This is a genomic window from Caballeronia udeis, assembly GCF_001544555.2.
Classification (GTDB): Bacteria; Pseudomonadota; Gammaproteobacteria; order Burkholderiales; family Burkholderiaceae; genus Caballeronia; species Caballeronia udeis.
In genome coordinates, this window is sequence record NZ_FCOK02000032.1 from 1 (window position 1) to 16,070 (window position 16,070).

General features: G+C 56.5%; 12 protein-coding genes and 1 pseudogene. 4 read left to right on the plus strand and 9 right to left on the minus strand.

All coding sequences use genetic code 11. The features are described 5' to 3' along the window. The 8 genes and pseudogenes from AWB69_RS47875 to tssB all read right to left on the minus strand — a co-directional run. Positions 1-238 (minus strand): hypothetical protein (locus AWB69_RS47875; RefSeq protein WP_156528928.1); only part of this gene is annotated, 238 nt, incomplete at its 3' end. After that, positions 219-752, minus strand: coding sequence for a type VI secretion system lipoprotein TssJ (gene tssJ / locus AWB69_RS21940; RefSeq protein WP_062088688.1), 534 nt, complete (start codon positions 750-752; stop codon positions 219-221). The genes AWB69_RS47875 and tssJ, both read right to left, overlap by 20 nt. Before the next feature lie 13 nt (positions 753-765). Continuing rightward, positions 766-1,869 (minus strand): type VI secretion system baseplate subunit TssG, encoded by a 1,104-nt coding sequence (gene tssG, locus AWB69_RS21945; RefSeq protein WP_231937192.1) that lies wholly within the window; start codon positions 1,867-1,869, stop codon positions 766-768. Positions 1,870-1,880: 11 nt separating this feature from the next. Then, positions 1,881-3,038 (minus strand): annotated as a pseudogene (gene tssF / locus AWB69_RS21950) (type VI secretion system baseplate subunit TssF); the annotation flags it as partial. Further along, positions 3,011-5,599 carry an ImcF-related family protein gene (locus AWB69_RS21955; protein WP_082913515.1) on the minus strand — a complete coding sequence of 863 codons (2,589 nt, stop codon included), beginning with the start codon at positions 5,597-5,599 and terminating at the stop codon, positions 3,011-3,013. The pseudogene tssF and the gene AWB69_RS21955, both read right to left, overlap by 28 nt. A 358-nt stretch (positions 5,600-5,957) precedes the next feature. Continuing rightward, positions 5,958-9,158, minus strand: a complete 3,201-nt coding sequence (gene vgrG, locus AWB69_RS21960; protein ID WP_062088695.1) for a type VI secretion system tip protein VgrG — start codon at positions 9,156-9,158, stop codon at positions 5,958-5,960. Between the two features lie 71 nt (positions 9,159-9,229). Continuing rightward, a complete protein-coding gene (gene tssC / locus AWB69_RS21965) occupies positions 9,230-10,744 on the minus strand; it encodes a type VI secretion system contractile sheath large subunit (RefSeq protein WP_062088826.1) in 1,515 nt (504 codons plus the stop codon). A 32-nt stretch (positions 10,745-10,776) separates the two neighbouring features. Next, the gene (gene tssB / locus AWB69_RS21970; RefSeq protein WP_062088697.1) at positions 10,777-11,277 is read right to left on the minus strand and encodes a type VI secretion system contractile sheath small subunit; all 501 of its coding nucleotides are present in this window, start codon (positions 11,275-11,277) and stop codon (positions 10,777-10,779) included. 456 nt (positions 11,278-11,733) lie between these two features. Between tssB and tssK the strand changes: the two genes are divergently transcribed. The 3 genes from tssK to tssE all read left to right on the plus strand — a co-directional run bounded on the left by tssK (position 11,734) and on the right by tssE (position 14,184). Beyond that, positions 11,734-13,083, plus strand: coding sequence for a type VI secretion system baseplate subunit TssK (gene tssK, locus AWB69_RS21975; protein ID WP_062088699.1), 1,350 nt, complete (start codon positions 11,734-11,736; stop codon positions 13,081-13,083). Continuing rightward, positions 13,080-13,691, plus strand: a complete 612-nt coding sequence (locus AWB69_RS21980) for a DotU family type IV/VI secretion system protein (protein ID WP_231937193.1) — start codon at positions 13,080-13,082, stop codon at positions 13,689-13,691. Before tssK ends, AWB69_RS21980 begins: the two co-directional genes overlap by 4 nt. A gap of 61 nt (positions 13,692-13,752) precedes the next feature. Further along, positions 13,753-14,184, plus strand: coding sequence for a type VI secretion system baseplate subunit TssE (gene tssE, locus AWB69_RS21985; protein WP_062088702.1), 432 nt, complete (start codon positions 13,753-13,755; stop codon positions 14,182-14,184). 52 nt (positions 14,185-14,236) lie between these two features. Here tssE and AWB69_RS21990 read toward each other — a convergent pair whose 3' ends face one another. Beyond that, positions 14,237-15,310: an AI-2E family transporter gene (locus AWB69_RS21990; RefSeq protein ID WP_062088704.1), complete on the minus strand. Its 1,074-nt coding sequence runs from the start codon at positions 15,308-15,310 to the stop codon at positions 14,237-14,239. 240 nt (positions 15,311-15,550) lie between these two features. Between AWB69_RS21990 and AWB69_RS21995 the strand changes: the two genes are divergently transcribed. Next, the gene (locus AWB69_RS21995) at positions 15,551-16,066 is read left to right on the plus strand and encodes an OmpA family protein (RefSeq protein ID WP_063977873.1); all 516 of its coding nucleotides are present in this window, start codon (positions 15,551-15,553) and stop codon (positions 16,064-16,066) included. Positions 16,067-16,070 lie beyond the last annotated feature (4 nt).

A 16,070-nucleotide genomic window follows, 5' to 3' on the forward strand; every position in this document is an offset into this window, starting at 1 on the left:
GATCCTCGCGGTATCGCTGGATCAGGCAGCGCTCGAAGCAATGCCGGTCAATGAATACGTTGATTTGTACGTGATTTGATTCTGGATTTGCGTTAACCGAAACAGCCATTCGTGCGATGTTGCGAAACGGCTGTTTTTTAGATGCACCCATCCACCACTCCACCCCACAATAATCGGCGGCAGTTGAGCGATCCTGCTCAACAAGCGGCAAACAGGCGTCATCGTGCAGGTCGCTCACGTGGAACTTCATTGGCCGCCACAAGCTCTTGACCAACGAGATCGAACCTGAGCGGGTCGCTCGCTGACAGCGATTTCCTCGGCACCACTCGGCGCCAATCGCGATCGTTTTTCGGGTTGCGGAAGAATCCCACGATCGCAATATATTCTGTGTCCGGCCTCATGGGCTGCGACAGGCTCGCCGCACTGCCCGGGTTGACGACCACTCCCGCCGAGTCTTGCAGGTCTGCGCTCAACACGGCTCGCTCGTTTTTCAACAGATCATCGTAGGACGCTCCATCGAACGCTTTACGATCCTTTAGCTGATAAACGCGAACGGCTACGGACACCGGGCGGTTAGCCTCGTCAGGGTTCAGCGACGCACGCGCATTCAGATCAACATTTAATACCTTGACCTGCTTGTGAAACACTGCCTGATAAGCGCTGGACGACGTGTCAGACACGCCCTGCCAAGCACCACATGCGCATAGACTCAGGCTCGCCGCAACGGCGGTTACAGTAGAAATAACGTGCATGCAAACTCCTGGTTCATGCAGCTCGGCCACCGGGTGCCGGACGCGCAACATGTTCTGTCGGGATCGCTTCGTATCGGCCCAACGGGATGGTGATGACGCGGTCATTAGCCGGTTTCAATAACGTGGTCCAGGCAAGGCGACCTTGATGACCTTTGCCGAGTGCGTGAGCGTGTGCCGCGCCCAGCTTTAGTACCGGCATGACGGCGGCGGATACCTCCATTCGCAACACGACGTCTGCCTTGTTACCCACGTACACACGCAACATGCTGATCAACTCTTTATAAAGCGGGGCAGCGGGCAGCAGATCGTGCGCTTGCTCAGGAGTTGAGGGCCGCAATGTAAGCAAGACCGCTTCGCCGCGATTCTTGACACGCCTTCCCAGAACATGTCCTTGGCCAAGCCCTTGTCCAGCGGTTCCGCGCGTGCCTGGCGGGCCTAATGAACCGCCCGAACGCAGTCCTGGTTGATCGCCCAGCCTCACCCAAACAGGGAAGCGCTCGTCAACCTTCACACCGGCACCGGGCAGCGTCAGCGCAACCACGCCTGCCAACCCCTCCACGGTTCGCGTGCGCTGGGTCAGAAGACCCAGCAATCCGAGCACGCTTGCACCAGGCAGACCGGCACCAACTGCCTTGTCGCCGAGCCCAAATCCCGCAAGGCACAACAGCGCGCGTGAGGTCGTGTCATCGCCACGTTCGAACCCCGACGGATACCGATACTTGCGCCAGGTGCGATAGAAAAGCGTTGCAATCCGGTGATTAAAGAGGTCAAGAAAGGACATGACCTCCTCGTGCCCTTCGCGCCTCAGCACAATGTCGTCGATCAGATGCGGCGGCATCACTGCGTTCACGCCGTACAGTCCGAGGAAGGTAGTCCGAACAGTAGGTGGCCGATCCGGACGCTCGTGATCGAATTCCACTTCGGCAAGCTCAGTGCCCGGAAAACCCACCTTGGGATACGGCCGGAATCTGACTGTCTCGCCGGCTGGCGTGTCACTGGCCCCAAGACTCATGCTGTGCGGCATCAGCGTTTCTAGAAGTTGGCATAACTGAAAGAAATTCATCTGCGGCGCTCGCGCGAGCAGAGCCCGCACGAACGGTGTCATTCCATCAGGCATTTCAGGCGTCCTCATAGCGGTGAGCGCTCTGCATGACTCGCCGCCCATTCGATGCGCTTTCCGGAGGGTAAGCTGATGATCGCCAGTTGGGTGAATAGATTGATCTCGGCGTACAGCGTAAAGAACCGGTGCAATAACTCGCCGAAAAGGTACACATCACCTGTGCCCGCGAAAGCATGGCTATCAAGCGTGACTTCAATCAGCACGCCGCGCTCTATACCGCCGCCAATCACCTTGCGCAGGAGTTTTTGCGATACATGCTGAATACCTGCGAGTCGACGACGGTTCAGTTCGTCTCCCGTCCAGTCGTACAACGCCAGCGCCCCACGCAAAACTTCAGCGTCCATCAACGACAAGAAGTTCGGAGCGAGATGAGACAGCACGCGCCATTGGAAGCGGTCATTCACCGGTGGATAGACCGGCAGCGTGGGCGACGTAAGGTTGCGGACGCGTCCGACATTTGGTGCACTCGCGACCAGTTCATTGATGCTCGCTTCGCGCAGACCTTTGCGTGGCAGCATGCCGTTGGTACCCGTTACGCGTAGTGACAACGTCTCCTCAGGCAGGTCCGGCATCGATTCCCACGCGTGACCGCCGAGAATGATCCATGTGTCAAACAAACCCTTCACGCCTTGCCTGACGCGCGTATGAAAGTAACGTTCCGGCGCTTCATGGCGAAGCATGCCGCCACGATGCCGAAACGTCGAAAATGGTACGTACTCGAAACGCTCGGCGGTATCGTGATCGAACGCCTCAACCGCTTCAACCGAATACGTTTCGACGAAGTCGCCGTGATGATGCATCGGCTTCACGCGATACTCGGTTTCGTGATGATCGATCCGCACGGGTTCGGCGTCGAGTTCGAATAAGTTGATGATTGGCGTGCAAAACAACCGTACATTGGCGGCCGTGAAGCGCAGGTCGGCTGGATAACTTTCGTTGAGCAGCACTTCGACCTCGAAGCTCCAGGCGTCTGCTGGCAACGCATCCATGCTCAGGCCGCACAAGTCGACAAACAAAAATTTCTCGCGGAACGTGAAATATTCCAGCAGGAGTTGATAGCCTGAAAATGCGATGTCCGCCTTCGGCCACAAACGCTCTTCTGCTGAAAATCCCGCCGGTTCGATTCGGGCACCTTTAATTAGCGTTGCGGCGCCGTCATGCACTTCGGATAACGGGCACCATCTTGCTGCGAGACGGTTGCCCGTTCGAGTAAGCGAATCAGCCCAAATCGCCCTGTGAAGTCGAACGCCACGCGCGGGCCAGCCTGCTCGGTCTTCCACTCAATACGCGTGCCGTTTTCCAATGCCTCTCCCGGCCACACAAACGGCGCCCACTCTTCGCGCTGATTAAAGTAATGCAAGTCCCGCCCCGAAAGCGCGATCTTTACGTCGGTGATTCCAGGTGTAGGGATAGCGCGTAGTTCGTAGCGCAGGTTCGCGTCACCCGTTGGGAACAAAACGTTCGCTACACGTGTGAGCCGGTTCAATGCACTCACGAATTCAGGATCGACTCTGAGCGTATTGCCTCCGGCGGCTTGCATGACGACCCACTGATCACCCTGACGCTCGATGATGCCGCCAAGTTGCGTCGATATAAATTGCGAGAGCACGCCGCTATCCACACGCAGGAAGCGCGCCATTTCAGGCAATGAAGCATCGCTATCCGAGTCCGCAAACGGATAACGTCCGCCGAACGATTTGTTCCAGGCCGCGACAATGGCCGTGCGCCACGTTTCGTTCAGACTCGCGGTCGCCGGTTGGAGAACGACGTCCCAGGTTTGATCGAGTGGTCGCTGAAAGACCGCATTGCCAAAGCCCGACCATTGCTCGCCAAGGCTCGCGGCAACACGGCTTGCGTAGTCGCGGCTGTCGCCAATATCCGATGTCTTTCCCTGCAGGATCGCCTGCGCCGCCGTGCGCGACATGGCGTCCGGGTCCGGGCTCATCATGATTTGCTGGAGCTTGAGGCGTACTCCTGTTACCCGTTCGAGATAGCGCGGCAGGCTGATATCGGATGTGTTCGCCGATGGAGCAGCGGCCTTGGTGGTACTGGCCGTTGCCAGATCGCTGCCCGCGACGCGCAGCAGCGGACTGAAAGCCGATGCAAGCGGTGCTTCGGGTTGTGAGGAAGCGCTGGAAGGATCGCTATCTTTGTCACCACCGCCCACGAGCAACCGGGCTTTGTTGACGAGCGTATCCGATAGCGACTGCCCCACAGCGCCCGTGCTGGCCTGATACACGATCACCTTGAACAACGCCGATAGCGGCGAGCGTTGTGGATCGGCATACAGGCTCAGTTGATCGACGGTACCGGATAAGGATGTATCCGCCTGCCAGCGCACGCTGTTCAGGAACTGCTGCCAGGCACGGCCGTAATCGGCGAAGTAGCGCTGGCGCAGTTGTTCCTTGAGCGACGCAGCGGATGCGGTTGCGCTTGTTGTTGATGCATCGGACAGCACCCAGTCGCCGGTAACTGTGCGTTGCTCGTTGGCGTCATCGATAGCTTTGCCAATGCGCTCGTCCCACGCCTGCCGCGTGTAGACGCCGGGTACGGTTTCGCTGGTTGTGAACACGCCACGGCTGCTAGTGTCGCCCAGTAGCGACTGCAGTGACACGGGCGGGTACTTGACGCGGGTTTCTTCGAGGATCTGCTGGTAGACGGTATCGGTGGAGTTCCGCAGACCCATCACGCTCACGAGCGTCTGACGGGCTGTGGTGATTAACGTTGCGTCGGGTGTGATGGCGAGTGACGGGCGCTGGCGTAGGTGGTTCGCATGGAATGCCACAAGACGCTGGGTCACGTCGCGCCAGTTGCTCGGGTTGAGGGCGGATGATCCGGGACGTGCAGGTTGACCAGCAGCCAGCAATTGAGGGATCAGGAAGCCCGAATCGACGCGCTTAGGCTCGGTCAACATCAGGTATGACTTGAGGGTGCTGTAAGCGCGTTTGACCTGTGCGTCGCCGCCGCTTGCCAATTCCTGATCGGTGAGTGAGCCGAGTTGTCGTAGATCGGATTCCACCTTCGTTCGCAAGGGCTGCATCAGGATGCGATTGTTTGCGACTTCGTAGGCGGGCCACGCGGCGCTCAGCAGTGCGGCATCATGGTTCAGACCAAAGCGGGCGTACCACGGGGCACCGTCACGCTGACGTGCTTCGAGTGTGGCGATCTGGTTTTGTAGGACGTCGAGGTTTTGTGTGGCTTGCGTTGCGTCGCGCGCTGCTGCGAGCTTTGCGATCGTCGTGGACGCGGTCTGGATAGCGTTGCGATTGGCTGCCACGGAAACCAGCGTGCCAGTGATCCATACGGCCGCGAGCGCGATTGCGCTCCACGCCGCGACACGTGAGAACGAGAAACCCACGGGGCGGCCGTGCACGGTCCGGCTGTGGGCTGCGATGGCATGCCATGTTGGTTGCGCAAGTACAGATGGCGCTTGGGTTGCGTTAGCACCGCCGAGGAGCTGCTGTTTGAACAGGGGCGTGAAAACTACGCCGAACACCGTCGTACGCCTAGTCCGCGAGTTGCATAGCTGCGAAACAAGTTGCGACAGCGCCTCCGCGCGTCGAGCTACCTGTTGCGACAGCTGCGCAAGACAGGCTTCCTCCTTACTTTCACTGAGACGTTGCACGCCTGCATCGGCGAGCCGCTCAGACAGATCGGTGAGCGACGCTTCCACTCCGCGCGAGTTATTGGATCGAGTTGACCACGAACACATGACGGGCTCGGTCATCGCGGGAGCCGGACCATCGACTTCCACTGCGTTCAATACATAGGCCGGTGCAGAGACGCCGAGTGTTCGGTTTTGCTCGGCCAGACGATTGACGTTACAATCTCGGGACTCCCGCCCTCGATTTCGTACCGATCGATCTCAACATCTGTACTTCCGACACACGTCCACATAACTCGAATATCGAAGTCACCGGAACTTAGCGGATCACTATCCGAATGCTTAACGTCTTTGGGAAAAGCTATTTTGCAACCCTCCATAAGATTGCTGGCGGAAATAGCTGGTGATGCAACGTCACCAACTTGCGCGAACAAGGGGCTAGAAAAAAAAGCATAAGTAAATAACAACGTAGACGCAGTTCTTACCATCCATGCACCTGATCGAGCGTTGATTCCCATCTTTGTTTGCATAATTGACTTTCCTTATTGATGACGCGGAAGGCGGCTTTGACAGCTTCTTTCCTCCGACCGATATCCTTCAGGGCGGGATTTATCTTTGCAGTGACTTTGACGATCTTATTTTCGTCTGCCACTGCGTTGATACCCCATTGAGACCAGTACCAGGTCGATGAATCCGTGGCTATGTGTTTGTCAAACTGGACAGACAGTGGGTCTTTGACAATATCAATACCGCTGTGACTTTTATATTTGCGATAATTTTCCATCCACGTTAAATGTAAGAGACCACGCCCTCGATAATCCACGTCCGGTTGATCACTATCGCCAAATAAAACCAACCCTAAGCCTTGATCATTTTTTACCAACTCGGTTTTTGAATATTTTTCCATTTGAGCTTCAGACCAAGCAGGGTGTAAGCGATGAAGACCACGTACTAATGCGCTATGGTATGTGCGCCAGAGTCGACTTCCGTCCTTGTAGTACAAGCTCTCGGCGAATGCTGTGAAGCCACCGCATTCCACGGCGCACTGGCCAAAAAAATGCGCAACTCGGTGACATGTATTGATTTCATATTTTTCGAAGGCTATGTTTAACTCGGGAGCGAAGCCATTTGCGTTGTCAGGGCTAATGGTGGGAAATATTTCACGCATCATGTCTGAAGTGACCATTAGATCGACTCGGCATTCTCGGCAAAAGTAACCGGGTTTTCCAACGAAGTTACCCAACAATCCAATCGGATGAATATGAAACACCTCCGGCGACGACGGAAACCCTTCAATCTTCCCCGCTTCCACATCGCTCCACCACACGAGCTTCGCGATCCGTTTCTTCTCTTCATCCAGCGCTGGATCGTGGGCGGTCCGCTCTTCGACCTGTGCAAATAGGGAATCCCACTTTGTCGGATTAGCCCACTCGCTTTCGTGCCGCACTATTAATCGCGACAAGATCAACTGACGCCACTTATTCTTTGAAGCTTTACGCAGTTCGTCCGCCGCCTGCGCCCCTGACCCCGTCGGATACGCCGCCCGATATATCTCGTTTGCGGCCGGACTCAACTTGGCCAATGCCGCAACCTCGGGTACCGGAGCATCCAGCTTGTAGTCAATCCAACCTTGCGCACTAGCGAACATCGTATGCGTAGGATCGTGGGCCTCTTCTAGCGTCTTGAAGTCGACCCACTGGTGTGGTGCTTCCAGCGTCACCCTTCCCCCGGCGTGATTTGTCTCCCGCACCCAACCTTCAATGGGCGCGTGACGCACGTCCGCACTGTCGATCATCCACCAATGCGCTTTCCTTCCATCGCTTCCAGCTACCGTTTCCTGGGCCTGATCCTCTTTCTTGGCTGCGGCCAGGACCGATACTGGATAAATTTGCACTACTCCCGTCTCCGGCGCACTTATGCCCTCCTGGTCCATTTTCTTGTAAAGCTTCACCTGCTTGTCGACGCGAACGATCGTGTGATCTTCATCTTTCGCATGCTGATCCACATACGTTCTACTCTGCTTTAGATACGACTCAATCTCCTCGTCGCAAAGTACCTCGATGTGTACCATCCGGTTTCCAGCGGTCGGTGGACTCAACAGGTCATACTGGCCGAGATGTCCAATAAGGTCGCCAGCGTTAATAGGAAACGGTTTGGGCAAAATGACCACGCGGTCTAACTGCGCGTCGGACAAAACCTGCTTAACGACCGGCTTGCCGTGTTCCTTGCCGAGAAAAATCCATCCGGTCTTTGCATCGTCGGCGACATAAGCCCCGGCCTGCGGCGGATACACCTCCCCGCCCGATTCGATCTCAACGATTTTTCCCCACAGGTCTTTCTCTTTCTTTTCGCCGATCCTAAGCCGCGTTCCTTGCGGCAAAATTGCAAGTATCTGTCCACGCCGCGGCGCCGCACGAACTCGCAAACCGACTTGTTGTTCAGGCGCGGCGATTCCGGTATTCGCGTTGGCTTCCGGTCGATCCACAGCAGAGTCTAAGATTTCATACGCTAGGTCCCAATACGCAGGCTTTTTTAGCGCGCTGTCCTTCTCGTACTCTTCAACGCTTTGCAAATGCATATACAAACTGAAGAACGCCAGCTTTTGCCCGCGCGGGTATTCCATGCGGTGCCTGACTAGCGCGAAGCCTGTGCTGTACGGTGCGTTGACGGTCGGCAATCCATGTTCAGCATTCCCGAGTTCACGGTTGGTAAAGCGGAACACCGCGCCGGGCGTCATGCCGATCACATTGCCAGTCCCCTCAAAGATTACCTGTTGTGCCAATTCAGCCTGATGCCTCAAGGTCGCTACACGTTTTCCAGTCTCGGGCGTGGTGTAATGCTCGCCCCAGCGGTACTGATTGCCGACAGTAGTTTCGTCGTCGCGTGCGGTGTTCACCTTCGTCAACAACGCAACCCCCGCAGTTCGATGGTTGTAGTCATCCACAGTAATCGATTGCACCACGCGCTTGCGGCGCTCGACCAAGGTCATGACTGAATCAGCACCTCGGCTGGCAAAGCCGCCTTCCTCGCGATACGGCGCCGAGAGTTTCGGATCACGCGCGTACGCATCGAGGTCGTCGCCAAAGACAATGACCTCATGTTCGGGCGTCTGCTCGAAACGAAACCAGATGCCCTCTTCAGCAGCAATGCGCTGGATGAACGCCAACGCCGATTCGGCATACTGCGTAATGTATTCATGCGTTTCGTATTCGGCCCTAAGCTGGAACTTGAAATCAACAGCGGTGTAACCGTAGTGCCGCAACGTCGATTCGATAACGGCAGGAACAGTCTGATTCTGAAACAGCCGGCTCGCGACCTCGGATCCAAGATCGGACAAACGGGCCTCAAGCTTTACGCTGTATCGCGTTTCATCGGCTGATGAACTCAATTCATCGAACTCGGTGATAACTCCACTGATCAGCCGCTCAGGTGGCTTCACCAGGCGCGCGGCCAATTCCGCTGCCAGTCCTGCATTGGGATCCACCGGCTCAACAGAAAACTTGGCTCGCTTGCCGAGAACGTCGGCAATGGGAAGTCCAGCGCGAGCACAGGTGAACTCAATCACCAACCAATACGGCTTGCTAATATCTTCCTGACCCCCGAAAGACAGTACAGAAAATGCGGCGGGTTGCTTCGAGATACGCAGGCTATACGCTTGCGTCGGTAGAACCATGATTCCCATTGGTGGGCGTCTCCTGTTGGCTGACATGTCTCGCAATACATCGGCTGATTATTGAAGTGTGCTGTCCGCAGTTACATAGATTCGCATTTGTCCCTCGGCATTTGCGAAACCATGGAAAGACCAACATCCATGCCTTCCACCTGAAAGTGCGGAACGACAAAAAGCCTGACACGAAAGAAACCTGGGTTATCCTCAATGTCTTCCACCGACACTTCCGCTTGCCGCAGCGGATGCGCAGCCTGAAGGTCATCGGTAGGATCAGTCATCTCGGTGACCAGCGTCTTGATCCAATTATTGAGCTCTACCTCAAGCAGACGTCGGTCCTTGGTCGTACCAATGTTTTCGCGCTGAATCAGTTTCAAGTGATGTGCAATGCGTGACAGCAGAAATATATAAGGCAAACGCGCATTGATCCGGCTGTTGCCAGTGGCCTCAGGGGTGGCATAAAGCGCGGGCTTCTGCACGGAATTCGCGGAGAAGAAACAAGCGAAGTCATGGTTCTCGAAGAACGACAGCGGCATGAAACCCAGATTCGCGAACTCGAATTCCCGCGTTTCAGGGATCAACACCTCGGCTGAAATCTTGTTTTGAAATCCGGTGCCAAGGTCATACTGATGCACGGGCAAGCCCGCAACCTTCCCGCCCGCTTGCGGACCTCGGACTTGAACACACCAACCATTGCGGACAAAGCTATGCACCATGTTCGCCGCAAAGGCGAACGAGGCACTGACCCAAAGGAAGCGATTTGGATCAGTACCCTTGATCATTTCCCGATAATTCAGGTCACGTACGGGCGTGTTGTCGGGGCCATAAGGGTGACGACCGAGAACACGCGGCATCGTAAGACCGATGTAGCGCGCATCTTCGGTGCAGCGAAAAGCCATCCACTTGAGATAGTCGGCGCGATCGAAGTAGTCGCTAATTTCCTGGATCCCTACAACATCCTCCATCGACTTCTTGCCGAAAAATGCCGGACCCACAGCGCCGATAAATGGCATGTGCGCAGCTGCGGCGACCTTCGAAATATTGCGCAGCAGTGCGATATCCTTTGCCGAATTCACGAACTCGAAATCGGAGATGATCGCGCTGATCGGTTGGCCACCTGGAGTGTCATATTCCTGAATGTACGCGTGGTGGTACAACCCGCTCTGGATCACTTCAGGCGTATCATCGAAGTCTTGCTGCAAAGTCTCCTTCGAGCAGTCAAGCACTTCGATCTTCACGTTTTTGCGAAAATCGGTACGGTCGACCAGAAACTTCAACCCGCGCCACGCCGACTCGATCGTCTGAAACTGCGTCGAGTGCATCACGGTATCGAGACATTGGTTGACATGCTGATCAAGCGCATCAATGTGAAAGTCAAGAAGCGATTTATCTAGACTTCCAATCGGGCAGCCAGAGTTGGTCAGCGTCGCCATGAGCACGCCAAGCGCCCGCGTTAAACGTTCAGCAACTGGCGCTGTAGACAACGCGTCGTTATCCTGAAACCCTTCCAGTGACCGCACTTCGTACACCGGAATCAGGTCGATCTTTTCGAACAGATTGCCTAAGACGCTGCGGTCGTACTGTGCAGATGGCGAAGGCAGTACGGCGTCGACTTCTGAATTATCAGTGCGCGTCACGTCAACTCCGCAGTGCCGAGGCGCCCGAGTTCGGCAATCAGGCTTTCCGATAGCGGCGCACTTTTGACGATTCGCTCCAGTTCGATCTGAAACGCGCTGTTATCAAGCAGGTTCGATTTGAGATCGCGCAGCAGGTTGCGCATGGCTATGAGCCGCTGCAATTGCGGAATCTGAGCAGCAACATTTTCTGGCTCGAAGTCCTTCATCGACATGAAGCTCAGTGCTACGCCCGAGCCCGGGTTTTCGCCGTCCAGGGCGTTTTCCAGATCGACCTCAATCTTCGGGTTCAGCTCAGCGAGAACCGCATCGAAGTTACTTTTATCGACGTCGATCCTTTTCCGCTCGACAAGTGCATTACTCGCCTGTCCGGCGCTGTAGTCACCCATGACGAGGAGCTTGAGAGGCAGTTCAACTCGCTGCAGCGTTCCGCCAGTGTGCAGATCCACGGAGATGGAAATTCGGGCCTTGGGAATTTCCCGTTCAAAGTTATCAGACATGACTTCGTGGCCCTGTATTGATGACTGCGCAGCCCGCGTATAACGCTAACCACGCAGTGCGAAAAAGGGAGAATGCGAATACAGCTGACGGTGTGACGAAACGTCCGGCCGGATGAATCAAAATAAATTCAAATTGGCCCGTGCGTATTTTTTAATTAAAACAGGGCGAACGATCGTTCGTCAACCCGTTAGGTATCCGATTCTATCTAAATGGCAAAACTATGTTTTCAGAGGCATATCAACTCCTCTTTAAAATCAAACCCAGTGAAGATATATGTGAAATTTCAACACCAACAAATTGACTCCACGCCTAATAGACCCAGGCAAGATGCGCCCCCAACGCATGGAAGGTGATTTCAGATTAATGCCTGACGCATCGCTATCTCTTAAATAGACGACACCGCATGGTTCGTGTTTAGATTGCTCCCCAATAAGCCAACAATAAACTTAATCGCTATGCGGACTTTCAAACCGCTCTGGCATGAAGGTCTGATACTCACGCCGCAGCATTTTCAACAGCAAGAACAGTGGCTTAATTTCGCACATCGACAATTCGCCTCGCTCGCCGTGGCTGAGCCGTGGGGCGTTATCGACGTGGCGATCGATGAAGATATGCTCGACGCCGGTCGTCTGTCTCTCACGCGGCTGAAGTTGCGGCTACCCGATGGAACGCTGATCGACACCTCAGTCACCGACGTCTTGCCACGTCCGCGCGATCTCGGTCGTGACGTGGCCGCTGACGCGCAGAGCTTGATCGTAGTCGCGGCGCTGCCGTTACTCAACGCAGACGGCAGCAATTGCAGGTTCGACAACGAGACCCTGTCGCGCCCTCGCCGCTATTTCCGGGAATTCATCGAGGTACCCGATCTGAACGGAACGGGAGTGGAAGAGCTTTCGGTGGAACGCCATGCGGTTCATCTACTGTTCGAATTCGAACCGCACGCGGACGATGTCGTATGCCCCATCGCACGCATCACACGCAGGGCACGGGGCCAGTTCGAGATCGATCGTACCTACGTCCCTCCTTGTCTCACGCTTTTGGCCAATGCGCGCCATCAGGAACGCGTTGCGCGCCTGGCGGATATCCTGCTGGCAAAGAGCACGGTGCTCGCCGTGCGGCGCAGCGAGCGCGTTGATCAAATTGCGGAATTTGGCGTATCCGACGTATCACTCTTCTGGCTTCTGCACTGCATCAACACGCACTGGCCCAAACTGGCTTTCCTGGGCACCCATCCCAATCAGCCGCCCGAACGCCTGTACGAAATCCTGGCGGGGCTGACCGGCGCGTTGATGACTTTTTCGACCGGCACGGCGTTGACGTCCATTCCGATGTACGAACATGCTAAGCAAGACGAAGTATTTTCGACTCTCGAATCCCTGATTCGCGATCTTCTCGATGCAATCATTCCGTCTCGCGTTATTCCTATCGGCCTGACCCGCAAGAGCGCGACCACCTGGTCCGGCCAGTTCAAAGATGACCGTCTGCTGGTAGGCGCGGACTATTATTTATCGGTGAGTTCTTCCGCGCCAGCGTTTGAGATCGCCGAGCAAATCCCGAAATTATGCAAGGTCGGTGCGCCGGACGACATTGAACGAATTGTCAATTCTGCGCTCGCCGGCATACCGCTGAAGGCTGTGTTGCGAGTCCCGGCCGCCATTCCGGTACGCCTCGAAAACCAGTACTTCGCGCTCGACGCCCGTGATCCCGCGCATGCACGAATGCTTGCGGCACGTGCATGCCATGTCTATCTTCCAACCACTTTGCCCGATGCATCGTTTGAACTTTACGCGGTGCTGACGTCGTGAACGGGACCACCCAGCGCGAATCCGACGGCGCGTCAATGCGCGCACTGCTGCGCGATACCGCCCTCGAAGTCTCATTGCTTTCGCAGGACGCGACCGAGCGTTCAGCCTTCGACTTACGGGAACGCTGCCTGCGAATCGTCGATGATTTCGATCGTGCATTGCAAGTCAGGCAATGTCCTCGTGATGTACTGGAAGACGCTGTCTATGCGCAATGCGGACTGCTGGACGAGACAGCGTTGAGATGTCTCCCGGAAGACGAGCGGTCGAAATGGGATGCTCACCCATTGCAGGTCGAACGTTTTGGAAACCACGACGCCGGCAATCGAGTTTACGAACGAATTGCGCTTCGCTTACGGGAGATGCCACCTAAAGTGGTACTCCTGGAGTGCTACGCTGCGGTCCTTGGCCTCGGGTTCCTCGGCCGCTACGCGCACGAAGGTGAACCCCGACGTGCGGAATTGGCGGCCCTGCTGAATGAGCGCATTCAACGGGCGGGGCCGCAACGCCGTAGTTTCATTATTGACACCGTTAGCGGCACCCGTCTTGCTTGGCTACGCCGGCTCTCGCCCTGGGCCATCGCCGGAATCGTGTCCGTTCCGCAGCCCTGATCTGGTTTGTTCTAGGGAAATCGCTCGATGTGCAATTGGTCAACCTGCCCCGGCTGACGCCATGACAAGATCCGGCCCTTCCCTTTACGACATGCTGCTCGGTCACATCAACGGCGATGCACTGGATGACCACGACGACAACACGCTCGAGATATTGAGCGTGCTGGAGAATCTCAGGCGCATCCTGAATACTCGCGCGGGAACGCTCAAGCACCTGCCGAACTATGGGCTCCCCGACCTGACCACGGTCTACAGGAACCTGCCCGTGTCAGCACATCAGCTCAAGGCGCAGATGGAAGCCACGCTGCTGGTCTATGAGCCGCGCATCCGTTCAATAGACTTGGAATTGATGCCCGCGCAACCGGGGATGGTGGTCAGCTACGAAATGACCTGCCATCTGAAAAAGCGCGGTCTGGTGCGGTTTGGAACGCACTACCAGCCAGAGGGCCGGACCGTTCTGGCATGGCTCCGGCCGAGCGCAGGTAACGCTTAGAGCAGCTATTCCGAGACTTCGTCCTGCCTGCCGCAGCGGTGCTTACATTGCTTCAATGCACCCAGTCATTCCACAGTACAACCAGAATCGTCATCAACGCCGGTCCGATAAACAACCCGACCACGCCGAACGTCTCCGCCCCACCCAGAATTCCGAACAGCACCAGCAAAAACGGCAACCTCGCCGCGCCGCCGATCAGCACCGGCCTCACAGCGTGCTCGGCCACGAACACCACCACAAACCCGAACACCGCGACACAGGCTGCCGCCACCATCGCGCCCTGCGAAAGCAGCCACAGCGCCGCGCCGATAAACACAACCGGCGCGCAGAAAGGCAGCATCGCGGCAATGGCAGTCAGCATGCCCAGCAACGTGGCGTGCGGTACGCCGGTCGCGACATAAGCCACGCCAAGCATCGCTCCCTCGCCCAGACCCACCACCACCAGCCCGGTCACCGTGCTGCGAACCGACTCGGCCATGCGCCGCGCAAGCGACGCGCCGTCCGAACCAAACCCGCGCCTCGATGCTTCAAGCAACTGCTCACCCAGTTTCGACCCTGCCTTGAACAGGAAAAACAGCGTGACGAGCATGAAACCGAATACAACCAGTCCGTGCGCCACGCGACCACCAAAGTGCCGGGTCATCGCAACCACGGTTGCACTATGAAGGTTCTTCACCGCCGGAGAAGTTTCAAGCGGCGTAGCAAGATTGTCCTGCCACCACGCCGATATCTGCTTCGACCCGGCAGGCAGATGGTTGACAAGATCAGGCATGGGAATGCCCGTTCTCAGTGACTCATGAAACCAGCGGATCAGGTCGCGGGCTTCGCTGCCTGCCTGCGCCGCGACCAGGATAAACGGCACCACGAACACCAGCCCGGTCACGACCGTCATGCTCACGGCAAGCCAGGTGCGGTGCTGCTTGAACATTGGCTGCTGCTCGAGCCAGGTCAGCAACGGCCACAACGCAATGGCGATGACGGCCGCCCACACCACCGCAGGAATGAAGTCGCGGATCATCCAGATCGCGACCGCGACGAGCACCACGTACAGCAACCCCGACGCGGTTCGTTGCAGGCGCCGCGTGCGGTCCTTTTCGTCCGCCGAGGTTTGATCGCGTTGAATCATATGAAACGCCCTGGTTATTTGTTCTTTAACTTAAAACCTAAAAGCCTGCTTCCGTCCCAGTCTTACCGAGTCGTCCAACTGAGTGCCAACCCTGCATTGTAAGTCGGGCCCGTATCGGCCAGAATCAAGGCCGAGACGCTTTCAACCCGCTTTCCGGGTGTTGTTCTAATTTCACACTCGGCCAATTCCGTTTCCCTATAATCGAATCCCTTCGCCTGGCAACCGTTCAAGAGACATGCAGTGAAAGCCATTCAAACGATTGTGAACGCGTGCGCAACAACGGCCTTGCTTGCCGGATGCGCGTCCGGCCTGAACCGGTCAAAAGAAGAAGCGCTCAACCAGAAGGTCGGTATTGTCGTCCATCCGGTGAACGAGGGCGTGGAGTTGCGTCTTCAGGATACGGCGCTATTCGACTTCGACGAAGCCACCATGCGCCCCGACAGTATCGCCGTGCTCAACCGCGCAGCCGTGCTGCTCAAGCGCAGCACCCGTCCGATCATGGTCGAAGGGCACACGGACAACGTCGGCCCGTTCGACTACAACCAGACGCTGTCCACGGCGCGTGCCAATGCCGTAGGCGATGCACTGGTCGCACGCGGCGTTCCCGCTGCGCGTATCAAGACAAAAGGGATTGCGTTCCTGCAACCGATCGCGACCAACGACACGCCCGAAGGGCGTGCGTTGAACCGGCGCGTGGAGATTATCGTGAAGACGGAAACTGAAGAAACACTGATCGGACGCTTCAAGACGAAATGACGCG

Bases quoted from the DNA above. Each gene is read 5' to 3' on its own strand.
- AWB69_RS21990 (WP_062088704.1), bottom strand. From the start codon at position 15,310: ATGATTCAACGCGATCAAACCTCGGCGGACGAAAAGGACCGCACGCGG.
- tssG (WP_231937192.1), bottom strand. From the start codon at position 1,869: ATGCCTGATGGAATGACACCGTTCGTGCGGGCTCTGCTCGCGCGAGCG.
- tssK (WP_062088699.1), top strand. From the start codon at position 11,734: ATGCGGACTTTCAAACCGCTCTGGCATGAAGGTCTGATACTCACGCCG.
- AWB69_RS21955 (WP_082913515.1), bottom strand. From the start codon at position 5,599: ATGACCGAGCCCGTCATGTGTTCGTGGTCAACTCGATCCAATAACTCG.
- vgrG (WP_062088695.1), bottom strand. From the start codon at position 9,158: ATGGGAATCATGGTTCTACCGACGCAAGCGTATAGCCTGCGTATCTCG.
- tssB (WP_062088697.1), bottom strand. From the start codon at position 11,277: ATGTCTGATAACTTTGAACGGGAAATTCCCAAGGCCCGAATTTCCATC.
- tssE (WP_062088702.1), top strand. From the start codon at position 13,753: ATGACAAGATCCGGCCCTTCCCTTTACGACATGCTGCTCGGTCACATC.
- tssJ (WP_062088688.1), bottom strand. From the start codon at position 752: ATGCACGTTATTTCTACTGTAACCGCCGTTGCGGCGAGCCTGAGTCTA.